This window comes from Pseudomonas sp. 05L36 (assembly GCF_056398125.1).
On sequence record NZ_JBFTOU010000008.1, the window covers coordinates 156,700 to 172,790 of the forward strand.

Sequence of the window (16,091 nt, forward strand, 5' to 3'; positions counted from 1 at the left end):
CACGCCCGCATGGATCTTGAGTTGTGGGGTCGAGCAATCTGCCGCGGGATCTCGGTGGGTCGCACGCAGATCGACTCAGGCTAATGGGCTCTCTTGTGCAGACGCAGACGTCTGCACCGGGCCTTTGGTGGAGCAAGAGTGTGCATCGTTAGCTGACTAAGTTAACCGAGCATTAACAAAAAAGCCCTGCACGATAAACATCGTGCAGGGCTTTTTGATCCGTCGTGAAAGCTTAGCTCAATACCGGTTTGGCTCCATTTCCAGATCGACATGGAAACGCTCGAAAATGTCTTTCTGGATGCGCTGCGCCAGGTTCAGCAATTGCAGGCCCGTTGCGCCGCCATAGTTGACCAGCACCAGCGCCTGCAATTTATGCACGCCAGCGTCAGCCTCACGGAAACCCTTCCACCCTGCCCGCTCGATCAACCAACCGGCGGCCAGCTTCATCTGCCCGTCGGGTTGCGCATAGGCCACCAGGTCCGGGTACTCACCCTTGAGTCGTGCAGCCAGCGCCGCCGACACCAGAGGGTTCTTGAAGAAGCTGCCGGCATTGCCGAGTACGGCCGGGTCCGGGAGTTTTTCGTTGCGGATGCTGCAAATGGCCTGACTGACATCGCTGGCGGTCGGATGCTCGATGCCTTGTTCGGTCAGGCGCTGACGCACCGGGCCGTACTCCAGATGCAGATGCGCTGCGCGGTCGAGGGCGAAACGCACACGCAATATCAACCAACGCCCTGGCTCCTGCTTGAACAGGCTGTCGCGGTAAGCGAAGTTGCACTCCGCCAGGCTGAAATCGCGCAGTTCGCCGCTCTGGCGATCGAGGGCGGTCAGGCCGGCGAACACGTCCTTGATCTCGACCCCATAGGCGCCGATGTTCTGCATCGGTGCCGCGCCGACGGTGCCGGGAATCAGGCTGAGGTTTTCCAGGCCGGACAACCCCAGGGACAGTGTGTGTTGCACAAAGGGATGCCAAGGCTCGCCCGCCTCGGCCTCAATCACCACTTTGCTGCCGTCATCGCTCAGCACGCGAATTCCGCGAGTGGCCATGCGCAGCACCAGCGAATCGATATCCGCCGTCAGCAGCAGGTTGCTGCCACCGCCAATCACCAGCACCGCAACCTCGTGTTCCAGACCATAGGCCAGGGCTTCGCGCACATCGGTGTCGCTATGGGCCTCGGCAAACAGCCGAGCCTCAACGTCCACGCCAAAGCTGTTGAACGGCTTGAGCGAAACCTGCGATTGAACCTGCAAACTCATAACCGTCCCTTCAATTCGATCACCAGTAAATCACTGGCGTGCTCGATCAGGTCAAGCACCTGCTCGAAGCCTTGCTCGCCGTCGTAGTACGGGTCCGGCACTTCTTCGACTGGCGACTGGTAACGGCGCAGGAACAGGTCGAGTTCGGCCTTGCCCTTGGCCGGCTGCAAGGCCTTGAGGTTTCGCAGGTTGCTGTTGTCCATCGCCAGGATCAGGTCGTAGGTGACGAAATCGGCGCGGCTGACTTGCCGGGCACGCTGGGTGGACAAGTCATAACCACGCAGCTTAGCCGCGGCCTGACTGCGCTTGTCCGGCGCCTTGCCGACATGCCAGTCACCGGTGCCGGCGGAAGCGACTTCGACCCGATCAGCCAGACCCGCTTCACGCAATTTGTGCCGCAGCACGCCTTCGGCCGTGGGTGAACGGCAGATGTTGCCCAGGCAGACAAACAGAACCCGCATCACGCCTCCAGTAGGCGACGAACGCGCTCGAGGTCTTCAACGGTATCGACACCGGCTGGCGGTGCGATCAGTGCGTCGGCCACATGGATCCGCACGCCGTGCCACAGGGCTCGCAGCTGTTCGAGCGACTCGGTGTTTTCCAGCCAGCACGGGCCCCAGCTGACGAAATCCTGCAGGAAACCGGCGCGGTAGGCGTAGATGCCGATATGGCGGCGGTACGGCACACCTTCGGGCAACTGCTCACGGTTTACGGCGAACGCATCCCGCGCCCACGGCAAGGTGGAACGACTGAACGTCAGCGCCAGGCCATTGAGGTCGCTGACGACCTTGACCACATTGGTATTGAACAGGGATTCCACGTCTTCGATCGGCTCGGCCAAGGTGGCCATGCGCGCTTCGGTATGAGCAGCCAGGTTGACGGCGACCTGGTCGATCACGCTCGGCGGGATCAGCGGTTCGTCGCCCTGGACGTTGACCACGATGGCGTCGGGCGCCAGGCCCAGCTTCGCCGCGACTTCGGCCAAGCGGTCGGTGCCGGAGTTGTGGTCTTCACGGGTCAGTACCACTTCTGCGCCGAAGCCCTTGCAGGCCTCGATAATGCGCGCATCGTCAGTGGCGACGACCACACGCTCGGCGCTGCTTTTGCTCGCCTGTTCCCAGACGTGCTGGATCATCGGCTTGCCAGCGATCAGCAGCAGCGGCTTGCCCGGCAGGCGGGTGGAGGCGAAACGTGACGGAATTACGACGGTAAAGGCTGTGGTCATTTGTCCAGGCGCTCATCGGTGGTCAGGGTGCGGGCTTCGGATTCGAGCATCACCGGGATACCGTCGCGAATCGGGTAGGCCAGGCCTGCGCCCTTGCTGATCAGCTCGGTCTTGTCGGCGCTGAGCTTGAGCGGGCCTTTGCAGACCGGGCAAGCGAGGATATCGAGCAATTTGGTGTCCATGAGCATTCCCTGGAAAAATGGAGTTAAGGCAACAAACGAGCCGGTAACAGGCGCATCAGCTGTGTGTCGAACCAGGCCACGAAGGCCGGCGACGGCACGGCATCGACCGCCAGGTACCACCAGTCGGCGGCGGCAAAGGCACGGCATTTCACCGCGTCTTTTTCCGTCATCACCAACGGCAATGACGGCGTGAAATTCAAAGCCTCCACGCTGTATTCGGCGTGGTCGGCAAACGCATGTGGAACCGGCTTCCAGTGTAGCGTTTCGAGGGTCTTGAAGAAACGTTGCGGATTGCCGATGCCGGCCACCGCGTGCAGGGCCTGGCCGCTGGGGAAGTGGTCGAGGGGGCGCCGTTCGCCGCTGCGCAGATTGACCAGCGCGGTGGATTGCAATTGAAAGGCAAATCCATCATCGCGGTCAGTCGCGGCACCGTTGTAGAGCACCGCGTCGACGCTTTGCAGGCGCTCGACCGGTTCACGCAATGGCCCGGCAGGCAGGCAACGACGGTTGCCCAGGCCGCGAGCGGCGTCGATCAACACCAGTTCCAGGTCGCGGGCCATGCGGTAGTGCTGCATGCCGTCGTCAGACAGGATCAGGTCCAGCGGCTCACTGGCCAGCAACGCTTTGACAGCGTTGCTGCGGTTGGGGTCGATCATCAGCGGTACACCCGTGCGCTGGACGATCAGCAACGGCTCGTCACCCGCGATGTCGGCGCTTTGTTCGGCTTCAACTCGCCATGGCAATTGCGGCGGTTTAGCGCCGTAGCCGCGGCTGACCACGCCGACCCGCAGGCCGCTGCGCTGGCAGTGCTCGATCATCCATAGAATCAGCGGCGTCTTGCCGGTGCCACCCACGGTGATGTTGCCGACCACGATCAGCGGCACCGGCGGCTGATAGATCTCGCCCTCACCCGCCAAAAAGCGCTTGCGCTTGTTCATGACCACGCGCCGGTACAGCCACTCCAGTGGCTGCAACAGCTTCAGGGCCGGATGACCCGCGTACCACGCGGCCAGCAATCGATCGGACATGGCCATCAGGACGCGGGGGGCGCCGCTTCGATGGTGGTCATGCGCAAGTGACTGAAACCGAGTTTGCCGGCCGCATCCATGGCAGTCACCACGGACTGATGCTGAGTCTTGCCGTCAGCGCTGATGGACAGCGGTCGGTTAGTGTCGCCGTTGGCTGCTTTTTGCAGCGCGTCCATCAACGAGGCCAGGTCACTTTTTGGCAGAATCTGGTTGTTCACCGAGTACACACCGTCGGCGCTGATGGCGATCTCCAAAGGCTTGCTCTGATCGTCGGCGGGTGTGCCGCTGACGGCTTCCGGCAGATCGACGCGCAACTGGGTTTCACGGGTAAAGGTGGTGGTCACCACGAAAAACAGCAGCAGGACAAACACCACGTCAATCAGCGACACGAGGTTGATGTCCACGTTCTCCCGTTGCTTGCGGCGGAATTTCACGCTTTGCCCTCAGCCAGATCAACGTCACGGTCGCCCTGCACCACTTCAACCAGCTTGATGGCTTCCTGCTCCATGCCCACGACGAGCTCATCAATGCGCCGTTGCAGAAACCGGTGGAAGAACACCGAGGGGATACCGACAATCAGGCCCGAAGCCGTGGTAATCAAGGCTTTGGAAATACCGCCGGCCAGCACTGCGGCGTTGGTCGTCATACCCGTGCCCATGAACGAACTGAAGATATCGATCATGCCCAACACGGTACCCAGCAGACCCAGCAACGGCGCCATGGCGGCGATGGTGCCCAGCGCGTTGATGTAGTGCTCCAGCTCGTGGATCACCCGGGCAGCGGCCTCTTCGATGCACTCCTTCATGATCTCGCGACCATGTCTGGAGTTGGCCAGGCCGGCCGCCAGGATCTCGCCCAACGGGGAGTTGGCGCGCAGTTCCTTGAGTTTTTCCTTATTGAGCTGTTTGTCCTTGATCCAGACCCAGACCTGCCCGAGCAAATGCTCCGGGGTCACGCGGCTGGCGCGCAGGGTCCAGAGACGCTCGGCGACGATCGCCATGGCCGCGATGGAACTCAGAATGATCGGCAGCATCATCCAGCCGCCGGATTTGACCAATTCCCACACAGTGACAGTCCCCTCGAAAAAGTGCGCCACTCTAACATAGGGGGGGCAAGCACCGAAGACCGTGGTGACGCAACCGGTCGGGCTTTGATAATGCCCGGTCATTGGTCCGAGGGCGGCGGATCGCGCCAGAAACGCCGTTCCTGGCGCATTGACCACGGCGGCTCGGAGCGCCCCAGTTGCAGACGAATGGCACCCTGTTCGACGCTGTCGTAGATCGCCATTCCACGTTTTTGATAACGCGCGATGACCGTGGGATGCGGATGGCCAAACGAATTGCCCTGCCCGCGGGAGATCAGCGCACCTTTAGGTTGCAGGACATCCAGCAGGGCCCTGGACGACGAACTGCGACTGCCATGGTGTGGCGCCTGCAGCCAGTCGATAGGCAGGGCCAATGGACTGTCCAGCAGGGCTCTCTCGGCGGCGGCATCAATGTCGCCACTCAACAGCAACCGTTCGCCATTGGCCTCGATCAGCAAGACACAGGAGTTCTGGTTGCTGTCGCCGGCCAATGGCCAGTGCCAAAGCTGGAAATAGACGCCGTCCCAGGCCCATTGCCGACCGCTCTCACAACGCTCGGCCTGCAACTCCACCGGCAAGTCTGACGGTTCACCACTGACCACCTGTTTCACCGGCAAGCCCTTGGCAACTGCCCGGGCACCGCCGGCATGATCGGCATGGGCGTGGCTGATCAGCATCAGGTCGAGGCCCGTCACCCCCAGTTTGCGCAACGCCGGCAGCACCACCCGCTCCCCTTGGTCGAGTTCACCGAAACGCGGTCCGGCGTCATACAGCATCGTGTGATGCCGAGTGCGCACCAGGATCGCCAGGCCCTGACCGACATCCAGTTGCCAGACTTCGGCCATGCGTTCCTGCAACATCGGCCTGGGCGAAAAAACCAGCATCAACAGCATGGGCCACCCTAACGGGCGCATCGGTACGCCTCGCGGCAGCAATAGCAAGAAGGCGCCAATGGCACCGATTACCCAGGCCCATAGCGGGACTGTTGCGGGCACCCACGCGGGAACCTGACCGGAGACGAGCCCCAATCCCCTGAACCACCCGTCGATCAGGCCACCCGCCAGCCACAGTAATTTCTCACCCACGTAAGGCACCGGCAGCAACAGCGTCCCGAGCAACGCCGGTGGCAGCACCACCAGACTGATCCAGGGTACCGCGAACAAATTGGCCAGCGGCCCACTGAGACTGATTGGCAACCCCAAAGCCAGTAACAACGGACAAAGGCCGATTGCAATCAGCCACTGGGCACGGGTCCAGGTCTGCCACCAGCGCCACGGTCCCAATCGGCCGCCGAAGGTCAATATCAAGACTGCCACGGCCGCGAAAGACAGCCAGAAACCAGGCTGAAGACTCGCCAGCGGCGCCAGCAGCAATATGCCGTTGAGTGCCAGCAACAGCGGCCACCATGCACCGAGATGTCGGAACCGTAGACGCCACAACAACACCAGACCAATCATCACGCAGGCCCGTCGCACCGGCACCCCGAAACCGGCCAGCATCCCGTAACCGAGCGCAGCGGCGAATGCCAGGCCACACGCCCAGGGCAACCATGGCAGACGGTTCGGCCATAGCCCAAAGCGGGCCAGGCCGGCGATCAGCAGATACACGACTCCCGCCAGCAATCCGATGTGCTGCCCGGAAATCACCAACAGATGCACCGTGCCGGTGTCCTGCAATACCTGCCAGTCTTCCCGACTCAGCCCGGCACCGTCCCCGAGCACCAACGCCGTCAACGCGCCGCTTCGCCCTTGGGCATCAACCGCCAGCAAACGCTGACGGATGGCATCGCGCCAGGCCCATCGGGCTGGCGCAAGGCGTTCGCCCTCCTTCACCGTCCCGGTCGCCCCGATGCGTTGTGCCAGCAACCAGGCCTGGTAGTCGAATGCCTGCGGGTTGAGGAGCCCGACCGGGCGCTTCAGCTTGACTGCCAGGCGCCAGCGTTCGCCACTGTTCACCGGCGCCCCGCCATACCAGGCCAGCCGCATTTGCCGCGGCAGCCGGGTACGTCGGGACTGGATGTCGGTCAATTCGAAACGCACGACACCGTCATCTTGCCGGGGCAAGCCTGTGACCCGCCCTTCGACCCAGCGGGTTTCGCCGTCCAGGGCCGGCGGCAACCGGTCATCCAGCGCCCACTGCGCATTCGCGCAGGCCCAGCTCAAACCGAACAGGTAAAACGCCACCGGCCAGGTCCTGAACGGCAGCAACATCAAACCCGCCACCGGCATCGCCAGCCACAACCAGACCGGCGGCAATGCCGGTAAAAAACGCAAGGTCAGCAGACCCAACGCCAGCGCCATCATCCCTGTGCGCATAAACCCGTCCTTGAGAGTACCCTCCAAGGCTTAGCCCGCCCGTCGCATGGGCATCGTCAATAATTGTCACAAAGTCTGAATGGGCAGTTCATAGAATCCAGACATACTTGCCACCCTGACCGACCGAGAAGCCTTATGCCCCGGCGCTTATTCAAACGTTACATGCCAGACCCGATGAGCATCAGGGAACACAAGTCCTTACGCTTTCTCGGCACGCTGTTGCATGACCCGAACCTCTGGCACCTCAACCGCCACTCCGTTGCCCGCGCCATGGCCGTGGGCCTGTTCGCCGCGTTCCTGCCGATCCCGCTGCAGATGCTGCTGGCGGCCATCCTCGCCATCATCGTGCGCGGCAACATGCCGATTGCCGTGAGCCTGGTCTGGCTGACCAACCCGATCACCATGCCCGCCGTGTTCTTTTGCACCTACCAGACCGGCGCCTGGCTGATGGACGTCCCCGCCCGGCAGTTGCCGGACTCGCTGACCTGGGAATGGATCAGCGGCGAAATCTCGACCTTGTGGCAACCGTTTCTGCTGGGTTCGGTGGTAACCGGGCTGGTACTCGGGGCACTGGCCTACTTCCTGGTAATGATGTATTGGCGCTGGTGGGTGGCCCGGCAATGGAAGCGGCGCAAGAAGAGCCGGATGTGAGAATGCAAAACGGCCTCCACTTGGGAGGCCGTTTTTTTTGCGGTGTCTGGGCTGACGCCATCGTCGGAACGCCGCCCGGAGCAAGCTCGCTCCCACAGGGGATCTACTTTGCGACATGGATCGAGTGTGGGAGCGAGCTTGCTCGCGATGCAGACGACTCGGTCGTCTTCAAGTACGCATCCCACGCCCGCTGACCAGCAACCGTGCACTACCGAGATACAGCACCACGGTCGCCACCAGCATGAAGGCGATCGCCACGCTGATCCGGATATCCGACACGCCGAGAATGCCGTAACGGAATGCGTTGACCATGTGCAGCACCGGGTTGGCCAGGGACACGGTCTGCCAGAACGGCGGCAGCAAGGTGATCGAGTAGAAGACCCCGCCCAGGTAGGTCAGTGGCGTCAGCACGAAGGTCGGAATGATCGAAATGTCATCGAAGTTGCGCGCAAACACGGCGTTGATGAAGCCCAGCAGCGAGAAGATCGTCGCGGTCAGCACCACCACCAGAATGGTCACGCCCAGGTGATGCACCTGCAAATGGGTGAAGAACAGTGACAGCAGGGTCACGATGATCCCCACCATCAAGCCACGCAGCACGCCGCCCAGGGTGTAGCCGATCAGAATGGTGTGCGGCGACAGCGGCGAGACCATCAGTTCTTCGATGGAACGCTGGAACTTGCTGCCGAAGAAACTCGATACCACGTTGCCGTAGGAGTTGGTGATCACCGACATCATGATCAGCCCCGGCACGATGTACTCCATGTAAGTGAAGCCACCCATGTCGCCGATTTGCCGACCGATCAGATTACCGAAGATCACGAAGTACAGGACCATGGTGATGGCCGGCGGCAGCAAGGTCTGCGGCCAGATCCGGGTGAAACGCCGGACTTCACGGTAAACGATGGTGTTGAGGGCAACGAGGTTGGGGCGCAGCTCGGAACTCATACCGCCACCTTCGACAGATTTTTCTCCACCAGGGACACGAACAACTCCTCGAGGCGATTGGTTTTGTTACGCAGGCTCAGCACTTCGATGTTCTGTTGCGCCAACTGGGTGAACAGCGCGGTGATGCCCATGGACTTGTCCACCTGGACTTCCAGGGTATGGCTGTCGATCAGTCGGGACGGATAGCCGAGCAACTGAGGGGCTACTTGCAAGGTGTTCTTCATATCCAGCAGGAACGTTTCCACATGCAATTGGCTCAGCAACTGCTTCATGCTGGTGTTCTCGACGATGGTGCCGTGGTCGATGATGCCGATGTTGCGGCACAACTGCTCAGCCTCTTCCAGGTAGTGGGTGGTGAGGATGATGGTGATGCCTTTCTGGTTCAGCTCGGTGAGGAAGCTCCACATCGAGCGACGCAGTTCGATGTCCACCCCGGCGGTCGGTTCGTCGAGGATCAGCAGGCGCGGTTCATGAACCAGCGCGCGGGCGATCATCAGGCGCCGCTTCATGCCGCCGGACAGTGAACGCGACGGCACGTCCTTCTTGTCCCAAAGGCCGAGCTGGGTCAGGTACTGTTCGGCGCGTTCCTTGGCGATTTTCGCCGGGATGCCGTAGTAGCCGGCCTGGGTCACGACGATGTCGAAGGTCTTTTCGAACTGGTTGAAGTTGAATTCCTGAGGCACCACGCCGATGCAGCGCTTGAGCTGCGCAGGATTCCTGTCCAGGTCGTGACCGAAGATATTCACCGTGCCGCTGGTCTTGTTCACCAGGGTCGAGAGAATCCCGATGGTCGTGGATTTGCCGGCGCCGTTCGGGCCGAGCAAAGCGAAAAAGTCACCTTCGGCGACATCCAGATCGATACCACTCAGGGCCTGGAAACCGTTGCCGTAGGTTTTGGTTAGCTGCCGGATGGACAGAGCGGAACTCATATCTGATTTACGCACCAAGAAGGGAAAAAAGGTCAGGTAAGGGCGGGCGGCGCGCATCGCAACCACGTCGCATCAGCGCAATGGTGCTTGTCGCCGCCACACAAGTACAGTCAAGTGTGTCGATAGTGAGTATTAAGTCAACGCGGTCATAACGGCTTTACGATACGCCGGACGCTGTTTCAACCGTGCGTACCAGGCCTGCAGATGCGGCTGTGGCGCACGCTCGATCGGCATCTCGAACCAGGCATAAATGAAACTGCCCAGGGGAATATCGCCCATGCCGATTTCGTCTCCGGACAGGTAGGGCTTGTTCGTCAACGCCTGATCGGCCATCGCCAGCAGCGTGTCGCATTCCTTGATCGCCGCCTTGATGGCGGGCCAGTCCTGCTGGTCTGCCGGGGTACGCAGCACGCCCCAGAACACGGTGCGGAACGGACCGGCAAAGCTCGAAGTGGTCCAGTCCATCCACTTATCGGCAGTGGCGCGGGCCTTAAGATTGTTCGGGTACCAGGCCGTGCCGTCGGCATGCAAGGCCATCAGGTAACGCACGATGGCGTTGGATTCCCACAGCACGAAGCCATCGTCTTCGATCACCGGCACCCGACCGTTGGGGTTCATCGCGCGGTACTCGGGCGTATCGACGACACCAAAGGCGCCACCGGCATCGATGGCCTCGTAGGCCAGTCCCAGTTCTTCGGCGGCCCACAATGGCTTTCTGACATTCGACGAGTTTTTCCGACCCCAGATCTTCAGCATGACCGCCTCTTTTTCGGTAAGTGGGCAGGCAGCATACGCCGGATCAGGCGCGACTCAAATCGCTCTGCATGTCGCCCAACAGCGGTTGCTGTTGCTCGCCGAACAGGTGCGGATAGCATTTTTCCAGGTGTTCGAAAAAGAACGTTTCAGGTACGTCGGCGAACTGGCCGTGATCGACGAGGTACTCCATCAGCTTCGCGCCATCGCGGTTGAAGGGATGAAAAACGCTGTCGTTGATCCCGTCGAATTCCAGCGGCGCCACATTGAACAGGTCGCAGAGTTTGCGGTTGAACGCTGGCGTCGCCTTGACCCAGCGATCCTGCAAATAGAACTCGGTGTAGCCGTGCATGGCGAACATATCGCTCTTGAGCAACTCAAGCAGCCGTGGCGTCGACAAATGATTGCGCACATCCGCCAGGCCGATCCGCGCGGGAATCGCGCAATGCCGCGCCGCACCTGCCAGCAGCGTGGCCTTGGGTACGCAGTAACTCTCTCCGGCCGCCAGCGCATAACTGCCGCGCAGGGTTTGCGGATCGCGACTGAACGTGTACGGGTTATAGCGCACCGCTTCGCGCACGGCGTAATAGAGACTGATCGCCTGCGCAAGCGGATCGCGACTGGCGCCACGGTGTTGTTCGGCGAACTCCACCACGGACGGGTGGTCACTATCGATGAAGCGGCCGGGACTCAGATACTCGTGCATGAGAATAATCTCCTGGGGAAGCCCCGAGTCTAGCGAGCGCTTGAGCACAGAGATAACGACGTTTCGGCCAAACATGGGCGCTTTGCCGCTCGCTCGATGAACGCTTTCCCACGATTCCAATCACATCGCTGTGACCTGCCTGTTTTGCGGATGCCGTCTAAGCTCTGTGGGCTGGTTCGCCCTGGTTTCACGGAGGAATGAATATGCTGTTGTTGTGGATACTGGTTCTGCTGGTCGGGATTGCTTATTTGGCCCACCGCCGCATCGCCCCGCTGCCCGCCCTGGTCATCGTGGCCGTCTATATCGTGGCAATGGGCGCTTTCAGCCGTGCGCCGGGCTGGTTGTTGCTGGTTTACTGGGTGTTGATCGCCGCCGTCGCCGCGCCCTTGCTGCTGCCCGACCTGCGCCGCAAATTGCTCAGCGCGCCGATGTTCAACTGGTTCCAGAAAACCCTGCCGCCCATGTCGCAAACCGAACGCGACGCCATCGACGCCGGCACGGTCTGGTGGGACGGCGAACTGTTCAGTGGCCGTCCGGACTGGAGCAAACTGCTGTCCTATCCCAAAGCGCAATTGAATGAAGAGGAACAGGCTTTCATCGACGGGCCGACCGAAACACTCTGCACCATGGTCAATGAATGGCAGCTCGGTCAAACCATGGACCTGCCGCCGGAAGTCTGGACCTTCATCAAGGACAACGGCTTTTTCGCCCTGATCATCCCCAAGGAGTTTGGCGGCAAGGGCTTCTCTGCCTATGCCCACTCGCAAGTGGCGATGAAACTGGCGAGCCACAGTGGCGACCTCGTAACCACCGTGATGGTCCCCAACTCCCTCGGCCCGGCCGAACTGTTGCTGCATTACGGTACCGACGAACAACGCAATCATTACCTGCCACGCCTGGCACGCGGCGACGATATCCCGTGCTTTGCCCTTACCGGCCCGCTGGCCGGCTCCGACGCCGGCGGCATGCCGGACTCCGGAGTGATCTGCAAAGGTGAATGGCAGGGTCAGGAAGTCCTCGGCCTGCGCCTGAACTGGGAAAAGCGCTACATCACCCTCGGCCCGGTGGCCACCCTCCTCGGCCTGGCCTTCAAGGCTTACGACCCGGATCACCTGCTGGGCGACAAGGAAGACCTGGGCATCAGCCTGGCGCTGATTCCGACCGACACCGCCGGCGTCGAGATCGGCCGCCGGCATCTGCCCTTGGGCGCCGCATTCATGAACGGCCCGAATTCAGGCAAGGACGTGTTCATCCCGCTGGAGTTCCTCATCGGTGGCCAGGAGATGCTCGGCAAAGGCTGGATGATGCTGATGAACTGCCTGTCGGTCGGGCGTTCGATTTCCCTGCCGGCGGTGGGCACCGGCATGGCCAAGTTCACCAGTCTGGTGACGGGCCAATACGCTCAGGTTCGCGAGCAGTTCAATGTGCCGATTGCCGCGTTCGAAGGCATTCAGGAAGCCATGGCGCGCATTGGCGGCAACACCTGGATGATGGACGCCGCCCGCATGCTGACTGCCAATGCGGTCGACCTGGGCGAGAAACCGTCGGTGCTGTCGGCGATTCTCAAGTACCACCTGACCGAGCGCGGCCGCGACTGCCTCAGCGATGCGATGGACGTGCACGGCGGCAAGGCAATCATCATGGGGCCAAACAACTACCTCGGTCGCAAATGGAACTGCGTGCCGATTTTCATCACCGTCGAAGGCGCGAATATTCTCTCGCGCAACCTGATGATCTTCGGCCAGGGCGCAATTCGCTGCCATCCCTTCGTGCTCAAGGAAATGGCCCTCGCCGGCCGTGAAGACAAGGATCAGGCGCTCAGAGAATTCGATGACCTGCTGCTCAAGCACATCGGTTTTGCCGTGAGCAACGCCGCCAGCACACTGGTGCTCAATCTCGGTTTCGGCCACCTCGAACACACCCCGGGCGACAAGCTCAGCCAGGGTTATTTCCGCGCACTCAATCGTCAGGCCGCTGCTTTCGCCCTGCTCGCCGACCTCAGCATGATGCTGCTGGGAGGGGAACTGAAACGCCGCGAACGCCTGTCCGCACGGCTGGGTGACGTGCTGAGCAACCTTTACCTGGCCTCTGCCGCGCTCAAGCGCTACCACGATCTCGACTCACCGCAGTACATGGCGCCGTTGCTGGCCTGGGCCATGGAAGAAAGCCTGGGCCAGGCGGAACGGGCCATGGATGAGCTGTTGAATAACTTCCCGAACAAAGTCGTCGGCTGCCTGTTGCGGGTGATCGTGTTCCCGTTCGGTCGCCGGCACAAAGGGCCATCGGACAAACTCGGTGCCGAAGTCGCTGCATTGATTGGCCGCGCCAAGGGCGACCCGGCCCTGGAGGAATTGCTTCTGGGTTGCTATCGCCCACAAGCGAGCGACGATCCGGTCGGTGCATTGCAACACGCCTGCAATCTGTTGAGCGCCGCACAGCCATTGCAGAAAAAGCTGCATGTGGCACTCAAGAGTGGTCAGGTCAAACCGCTGGCCGGCGAGTCGGTGATCGATGCCGCCCTCGAGGCCGGCGTGTTGCAGCCGGTGGAAGCCCAAACCCTGCGTGAAGCCGAAGCAGCCCGGCGCAAGGTGATCGATGTCGATGACTTTGACCAAAAGGCTTTGGCACTGGCCAAGGGAAAAGTCCGCTGATCCCTTCAAGCATGTAAAAACGGGCGCTGGCGCTTTATACTCCCGCGCCCGTTTTGCTCTTGAGGACTTATCTCGTGTCCAACATCGTTGCCGATCATCTCGTTTTACTCGACCACCTGCGCAGCATCCTGGTCGCCGTAGGTGAGGCCGAGCAGGTTCCCGAAGAAAGCCATGCCTTGTTCCTTGAGCGCTTCGACGAATTGCTGGCGTCACTGCCGATCGATCCGATCGAAAGCCAATACCTGGGCCAGGACATCCTGACTCAAGTCATTTCCCGTTATCCGCAAATCGCCCACCTGATTCCACGGGATCTGCTGTGGTATTTCGCCGGTGATTGCCTGCACTACTTGTCCGATGAAGAAATCGACCTGTATCAGGCACTGGAAGAGCGCCGCTTCGAAGCCGAACAGAACGACGAACCTTTCGACTGGAACCAGGAAAAACAGCTGCTGGCGTTGTCGAACCAGGACAGCAAGCACTGATCTTCTATCAGTGATGCCAACGGCCCGCATGCTTGAGCATGCGGGCCTTTTTGTTTATTGCCTTCAGCACACCCCGTCAACTTCAGGCAAGCGCACTGCGCTGCGACTCTGCCCACCCGCCTATCTCCAGCCTTTGCACCAATGCTTTTCTTTAAATTCATGGCACTTTGGTTTGATTGAACTACCTTCAAACAATAAGAAGTCATGACGGCTTGATTTTCCACGTCAGCTTCAGTGATCAGACAGCGGATTGGCAAAAGGAGTTACCTCACCATGATCCTGGCAGGCGCATTTCGGCTCTGTACCTTCAGTGCCGATGACTTTCCGGGGGAACCAGGTCGACCCATAGGCGCAAGTATCGCTCTGGCGGGCAGTCCAGGTATCCGGATCACTAAAAACCGTTTCAGCAAAGGTCGCTCGCTGTCCCGCCAGATCAGCGAATTGCGCCCGCTCGTGTGTAGCACGCATGGAGTAACGCCAAGGCCATGGATAACGGGTCTGGCGCATTGGGGGGGATAGCCCGATCCCCGTGAAGTGATCCGAGACAACTCAGTCCGCCTAAAGACGGTCTATCCAGTGAGGATGTACTTAATGAGCCTTCGTACCGAGCCCGCTTTCAAGCGAATTATCCATGGCCTGTTCTGGATGGGCCTCAGCGTGGATGCGGCTCAGGCCGCGCCAGCCAATTGCCCGCAACTGGACAATTGGCCGACAACGTACGAGGTCGGTCAGGGGCTGCAGAGTGAACTGCGCAGCCCCGTTCCGGTAACGCAACTGGCGGTGGGTGACCCGAAGATTGCCGACGTGCAACCCAGCGGCAGCAGCGCGTTCATACTCACGGGCCTTGCGCCGGGGACCACCAGCCTGATGGTCTGGACCGCCTGTTCGAAAACGCCGCGCCAAAGCATGGTGTTCGTCAAGGGCAAGGCTACGTCGGCGCTGACCAGCGTGCCGTCGGTGCCTTCCGACGACCCGCTGCTGCCGAGCCAGGTGCAGACCGATATCCGCTTCGTTGAAGTCAGCCGGACCAAACTCAAGGAAGCCTCCGCGTCGATTTTCGGCATTCGCGGCAACTTCCTGTTCGGTTCGCCGAGAACCCTGCCCACCATCGGCGGCATTGTCACGCCGGTGGTACCGGTGAATAACAACAACTTCAACCTCACTTTTGCTACCGGTAATACCCTGGTGGCGCTCAATGCGCTGGAAGGCAGCGGTTTCGCCTACACCCTGGCGCGGCCAAGCCTGGTAGCGCTCAGCGGGCAGAGTGCGAGCTTCCTGGCCGGTGGTGAAATACCGATTCCGGTGCCCAGTTCAGGCAGCGACAATGTGTTCATCGAGTACAAGGAATTCGGTATCCGCCTGACCCTGACGCCGACCATCGTCGGGAAAAATCGTATCGCGCTGAAGGTGGCGCCGGAAGTCAGTGAGCTGGACTTCACCAACGCCGTGAGCATCGCCGGCACGGTGGTCCCGGCCCTGACCGTGCGCCGTACCGATACCAGCATCTCCCTGGCCGACGGCGAAAGCTTCGTCATCAGCGGCCTGATCAGCACCCACAACGATTCCCAGGTGAACAAGTTTCCGGGGCTGGGCGATATCCCGATTCTGGGCGCGTTTTTCCGCGACAACACCATCAACCGCGAAGAGCGCGAACTGCTGATGATCGTCACCCCCCATCTGGTCCAGCCACTGGCGGCCAATGCACAACTGCCGTCATTGCCTGGCGAGCAGCTGCGCAATTACGACCCGAACTTCTACCGCATGTTTTTCCTGGAAAATGGCGACTTCGACAGTCGCAGCGGGCTCTCGCAATGAACCGGAGCCTGAACCAGACTGGCCTCGCCCTCACGCCTGACGGTGACTTTGCACGCTTGCCGGGC

The 16,091-nt window shown here is 60.9% G+C and carries 16 protein-coding genes; 4 read left to right on the forward strand and 12 right to left on the reverse strand.

Annotated elements, in window-relative coordinates:
- Positions 1-237: 237 nt before the first annotated feature.
- From murB to AC1DKH_RS11635, 8 genes are all read right to left on the reverse strand, one after another.
- Positions 238-1,257, reverse strand: coding sequence for a UDP-N-acetylmuramate dehydrogenase (gene murB / locus AC1DKH_RS11600; protein WP_477798218.1), 1,020 nt, complete (start codon positions 1,255-1,257; stop codon positions 238-240).
- On the reverse strand, positions 1,254-1,718 hold the full coding sequence (locus tag AC1DKH_RS11605) for a low molecular weight protein-tyrosine-phosphatase (RefSeq protein ID WP_477798219.1): 465 nt from the start codon (positions 1,716-1,718) through the stop codon (positions 1,254-1,256). The genes murB and AC1DKH_RS11605 overlap by 4 nt, the downstream gene beginning before the upstream one ends.
- Positions 1,718-2,482: a 3-deoxy-manno-octulosonate cytidylyltransferase gene (gene kdsB / locus AC1DKH_RS11610; protein WP_477798220.1), complete on the reverse strand. Its 765-nt coding sequence runs from the start codon at positions 2,480-2,482 to the stop codon at positions 1,718-1,720. Before kdsB ends, AC1DKH_RS11605 begins: the two co-directional genes overlap by 1 nt.
- A complete protein-coding gene (locus tag AC1DKH_RS11615; protein ID WP_003179363.1) occupies positions 2,479-2,664 on the reverse strand; it encodes a Trm112 family protein in 186 nt (61 codons plus the stop codon). Before AC1DKH_RS11615 ends, kdsB begins: the two co-directional genes overlap by 4 nt.
- 23 nt (positions 2,665-2,687) lie before the next feature.
- Complete coding sequence (gene lpxK / locus AC1DKH_RS11620) at positions 2,688-3,698, reverse strand: tetraacyldisaccharide 4'-kinase (protein WP_477798221.1); 1,011 nt, start codon at positions 3,696-3,698, stop codon at positions 2,688-2,690.
- Positions 3,698-4,126 carry an ExbD/TolR family protein gene (locus AC1DKH_RS11625; RefSeq protein WP_477754721.1) on the reverse strand — a complete coding sequence of 143 codons (429 nt, stop codon included), beginning with the start codon at positions 4,124-4,126 and terminating at the stop codon, positions 3,698-3,700. The genes lpxK and AC1DKH_RS11625 overlap by 1 nt, the downstream gene beginning before the upstream one ends.
- Positions 4,123-4,758, reverse strand: coding sequence for a MotA/TolQ/ExbB proton channel family protein (locus AC1DKH_RS11630; RefSeq protein WP_477754722.1), 636 nt, complete (start codon positions 4,756-4,758; stop codon positions 4,123-4,125). Before AC1DKH_RS11630 ends, AC1DKH_RS11625 begins: the two co-directional genes overlap by 4 nt.
- Positions 4,759-4,856: 98 nt before the next feature.
- A complete protein-coding gene (locus AC1DKH_RS11635) occupies positions 4,857-7,091 on the reverse strand; it encodes a DNA internalization-related competence protein ComEC/Rec2 (RefSeq protein ID WP_477798222.1) in 2,235 nt (744 codons plus the stop codon).
- Between the two features lie 135 nt (positions 7,092-7,226).
- Between AC1DKH_RS11635 and AC1DKH_RS11640 the strand changes: the two genes are divergently transcribed.
- On the forward strand, positions 7,227-7,742 hold the full coding sequence (locus AC1DKH_RS11640; RefSeq protein ID WP_477798223.1) for a DUF2062 domain-containing protein: 516 nt from the start codon (positions 7,227-7,229) through the stop codon (positions 7,740-7,742).
- Between the two features lie 168 nt (positions 7,743-7,910).
- On the opposite strand, the gene AC1DKH_RS11645 is transcribed toward AC1DKH_RS11640, so the two are convergent.
- The 4 genes from AC1DKH_RS11645 to AC1DKH_RS11660 all read right to left on the reverse strand — a co-directional run bounded on the left by AC1DKH_RS11645 (position 7,911) and on the right by AC1DKH_RS11660 (position 11,078).
- Entirely contained in the window at positions 7,911-8,690 is a 780-nt protein-coding gene (locus AC1DKH_RS11645; RefSeq protein WP_008054107.1) for an ABC transporter permease, read from the reverse strand.
- Positions 8,687-9,619 (reverse strand): ABC transporter ATP-binding protein, encoded by a 933-nt coding sequence (locus AC1DKH_RS11650; protein ID WP_477798224.1) that lies wholly within the window; start codon positions 9,617-9,619, stop codon positions 8,687-8,689. The genes AC1DKH_RS11645 and AC1DKH_RS11650 overlap by 4 nt, the downstream gene beginning before the upstream one ends.
- Before the next feature lie 132 nt (positions 9,620-9,751).
- Positions 9,752-10,375: a glutathione S-transferase family protein gene (locus AC1DKH_RS11655; RefSeq protein WP_477787796.1), complete on the reverse strand. Its 624-nt coding sequence runs from the start codon at positions 10,373-10,375 to the stop codon at positions 9,752-9,754.
- A 43-nt stretch (positions 10,376-10,418) separates the two neighbouring features.
- The gene (locus tag AC1DKH_RS11660) at positions 10,419-11,078 is read right to left on the reverse strand and encodes a transglutaminase-like domain-containing protein (protein ID WP_477764781.1); all 660 of its coding nucleotides are present in this window, start codon (positions 11,076-11,078) and stop codon (positions 10,419-10,421) included.
- A 203-nt stretch (positions 11,079-11,281) separates the two neighbouring features.
- On the opposite strand from AC1DKH_RS11660, the gene AC1DKH_RS11665 reads away from it, so the two are divergent.
- The 3 genes from AC1DKH_RS11665 (at position 11,282) to AC1DKH_RS11675 (ending at position 16,026) form a co-directional block, all read left to right on the forward strand.
- On the forward strand, positions 11,282-13,729 hold the full coding sequence (locus AC1DKH_RS11665; RefSeq protein ID WP_477798225.1) for an acyl-CoA dehydrogenase: 2,448 nt from the start codon (positions 11,282-11,284) through the stop codon (positions 13,727-13,729).
- Between the two features lie 74 nt (positions 13,730-13,803).
- Entirely contained in the window at positions 13,804-14,211 is a 408-nt protein-coding gene (locus AC1DKH_RS11670) for a PA2817 family protein (protein WP_007991629.1), read from the forward strand.
- A 591-nt stretch (positions 14,212-14,802) separates the two neighbouring features.
- The gene (locus AC1DKH_RS11675; protein WP_477798226.1) at positions 14,803-16,026 is read left to right on the forward strand and encodes a type II and III secretion system protein family protein; all 1,224 of its coding nucleotides are present in this window, start codon (positions 14,803-14,805) and stop codon (positions 16,024-16,026) included.
- Positions 16,027-16,091: the final 65 nt, after the last annotated feature.

Bases quoted from the DNA above. Each gene is read 5' to 3' on its own strand.
- murB (WP_477798218.1), bottom strand. From the start codon at position 1,257: ATGAGTTTGCAGGTTCAATCGCAGGTTTCGCTCAAGCCGTTCAACAGC.
- AC1DKH_RS11605 (WP_477798219.1), bottom strand. From the start codon at position 1,718: ATGCGGGTTCTGTTTGTCTGCCTGGGCAACATCTGCCGTTCACCCACG.
- kdsB (WP_477798220.1), bottom strand. From the start codon at position 2,482: ATGACCACAGCCTTTACCGTCGTAATTCCGTCACGTTTCGCCTCCACC.
- AC1DKH_RS11615 (WP_003179363.1), bottom strand. From the start codon at position 2,664: ATGGACACCAAATTGCTCGATATCCTCGCTTGCCCGGTCTGCAAAGGC.
- lpxK (WP_477798221.1), bottom strand. From the start codon at position 3,698: ATGGCCATGTCCGATCGATTGCTGGCCGCGTGGTACGCGGGTCATCCG.
- AC1DKH_RS11635 (WP_477798222.1), bottom strand. From the start codon at position 7,091: ATGCGCACAGGGATGATGGCGCTGGCGTTGGGTCTGCTGACCTTGCGT.
- AC1DKH_RS11640 (WP_477798223.1), top strand. From the start codon at position 7,227: ATGCCCCGGCGCTTATTCAAACGTTACATGCCAGACCCGATGAGCATC.
- AC1DKH_RS11645 (WP_008054107.1), bottom strand. From the start codon at position 8,690: ATGAGTTCCGAGCTGCGCCCCAACCTCGTTGCCCTCAACACCATCGTT.
- AC1DKH_RS11650 (WP_477798224.1), bottom strand. From the start codon at position 9,619: ATGAGTTCCGCTCTGTCCATCCGGCAGCTAACCAAAACCTACGGCAAC.
- AC1DKH_RS11655 (WP_477787796.1), bottom strand. From the start codon at position 10,375: ATGCTGAAGATCTGGGGTCGGAAAAACTCGTCGAATGTCAGAAAGCCA.
- AC1DKH_RS11660 (WP_477764781.1), bottom strand. From the start codon at position 11,078: ATGCACGAGTATCTGAGTCCCGGCCGCTTCATCGATAGTGACCACCCG.
- AC1DKH_RS11665 (WP_477798225.1), top strand. From the start codon at position 11,282: ATGCTGTTGTTGTGGATACTGGTTCTGCTGGTCGGGATTGCTTATTTG.
- AC1DKH_RS11675 (WP_477798226.1), top strand. From the start codon at position 14,803: ATGAGCCTTCGTACCGAGCCCGCTTTCAAGCGAATTATCCATGGCCTG.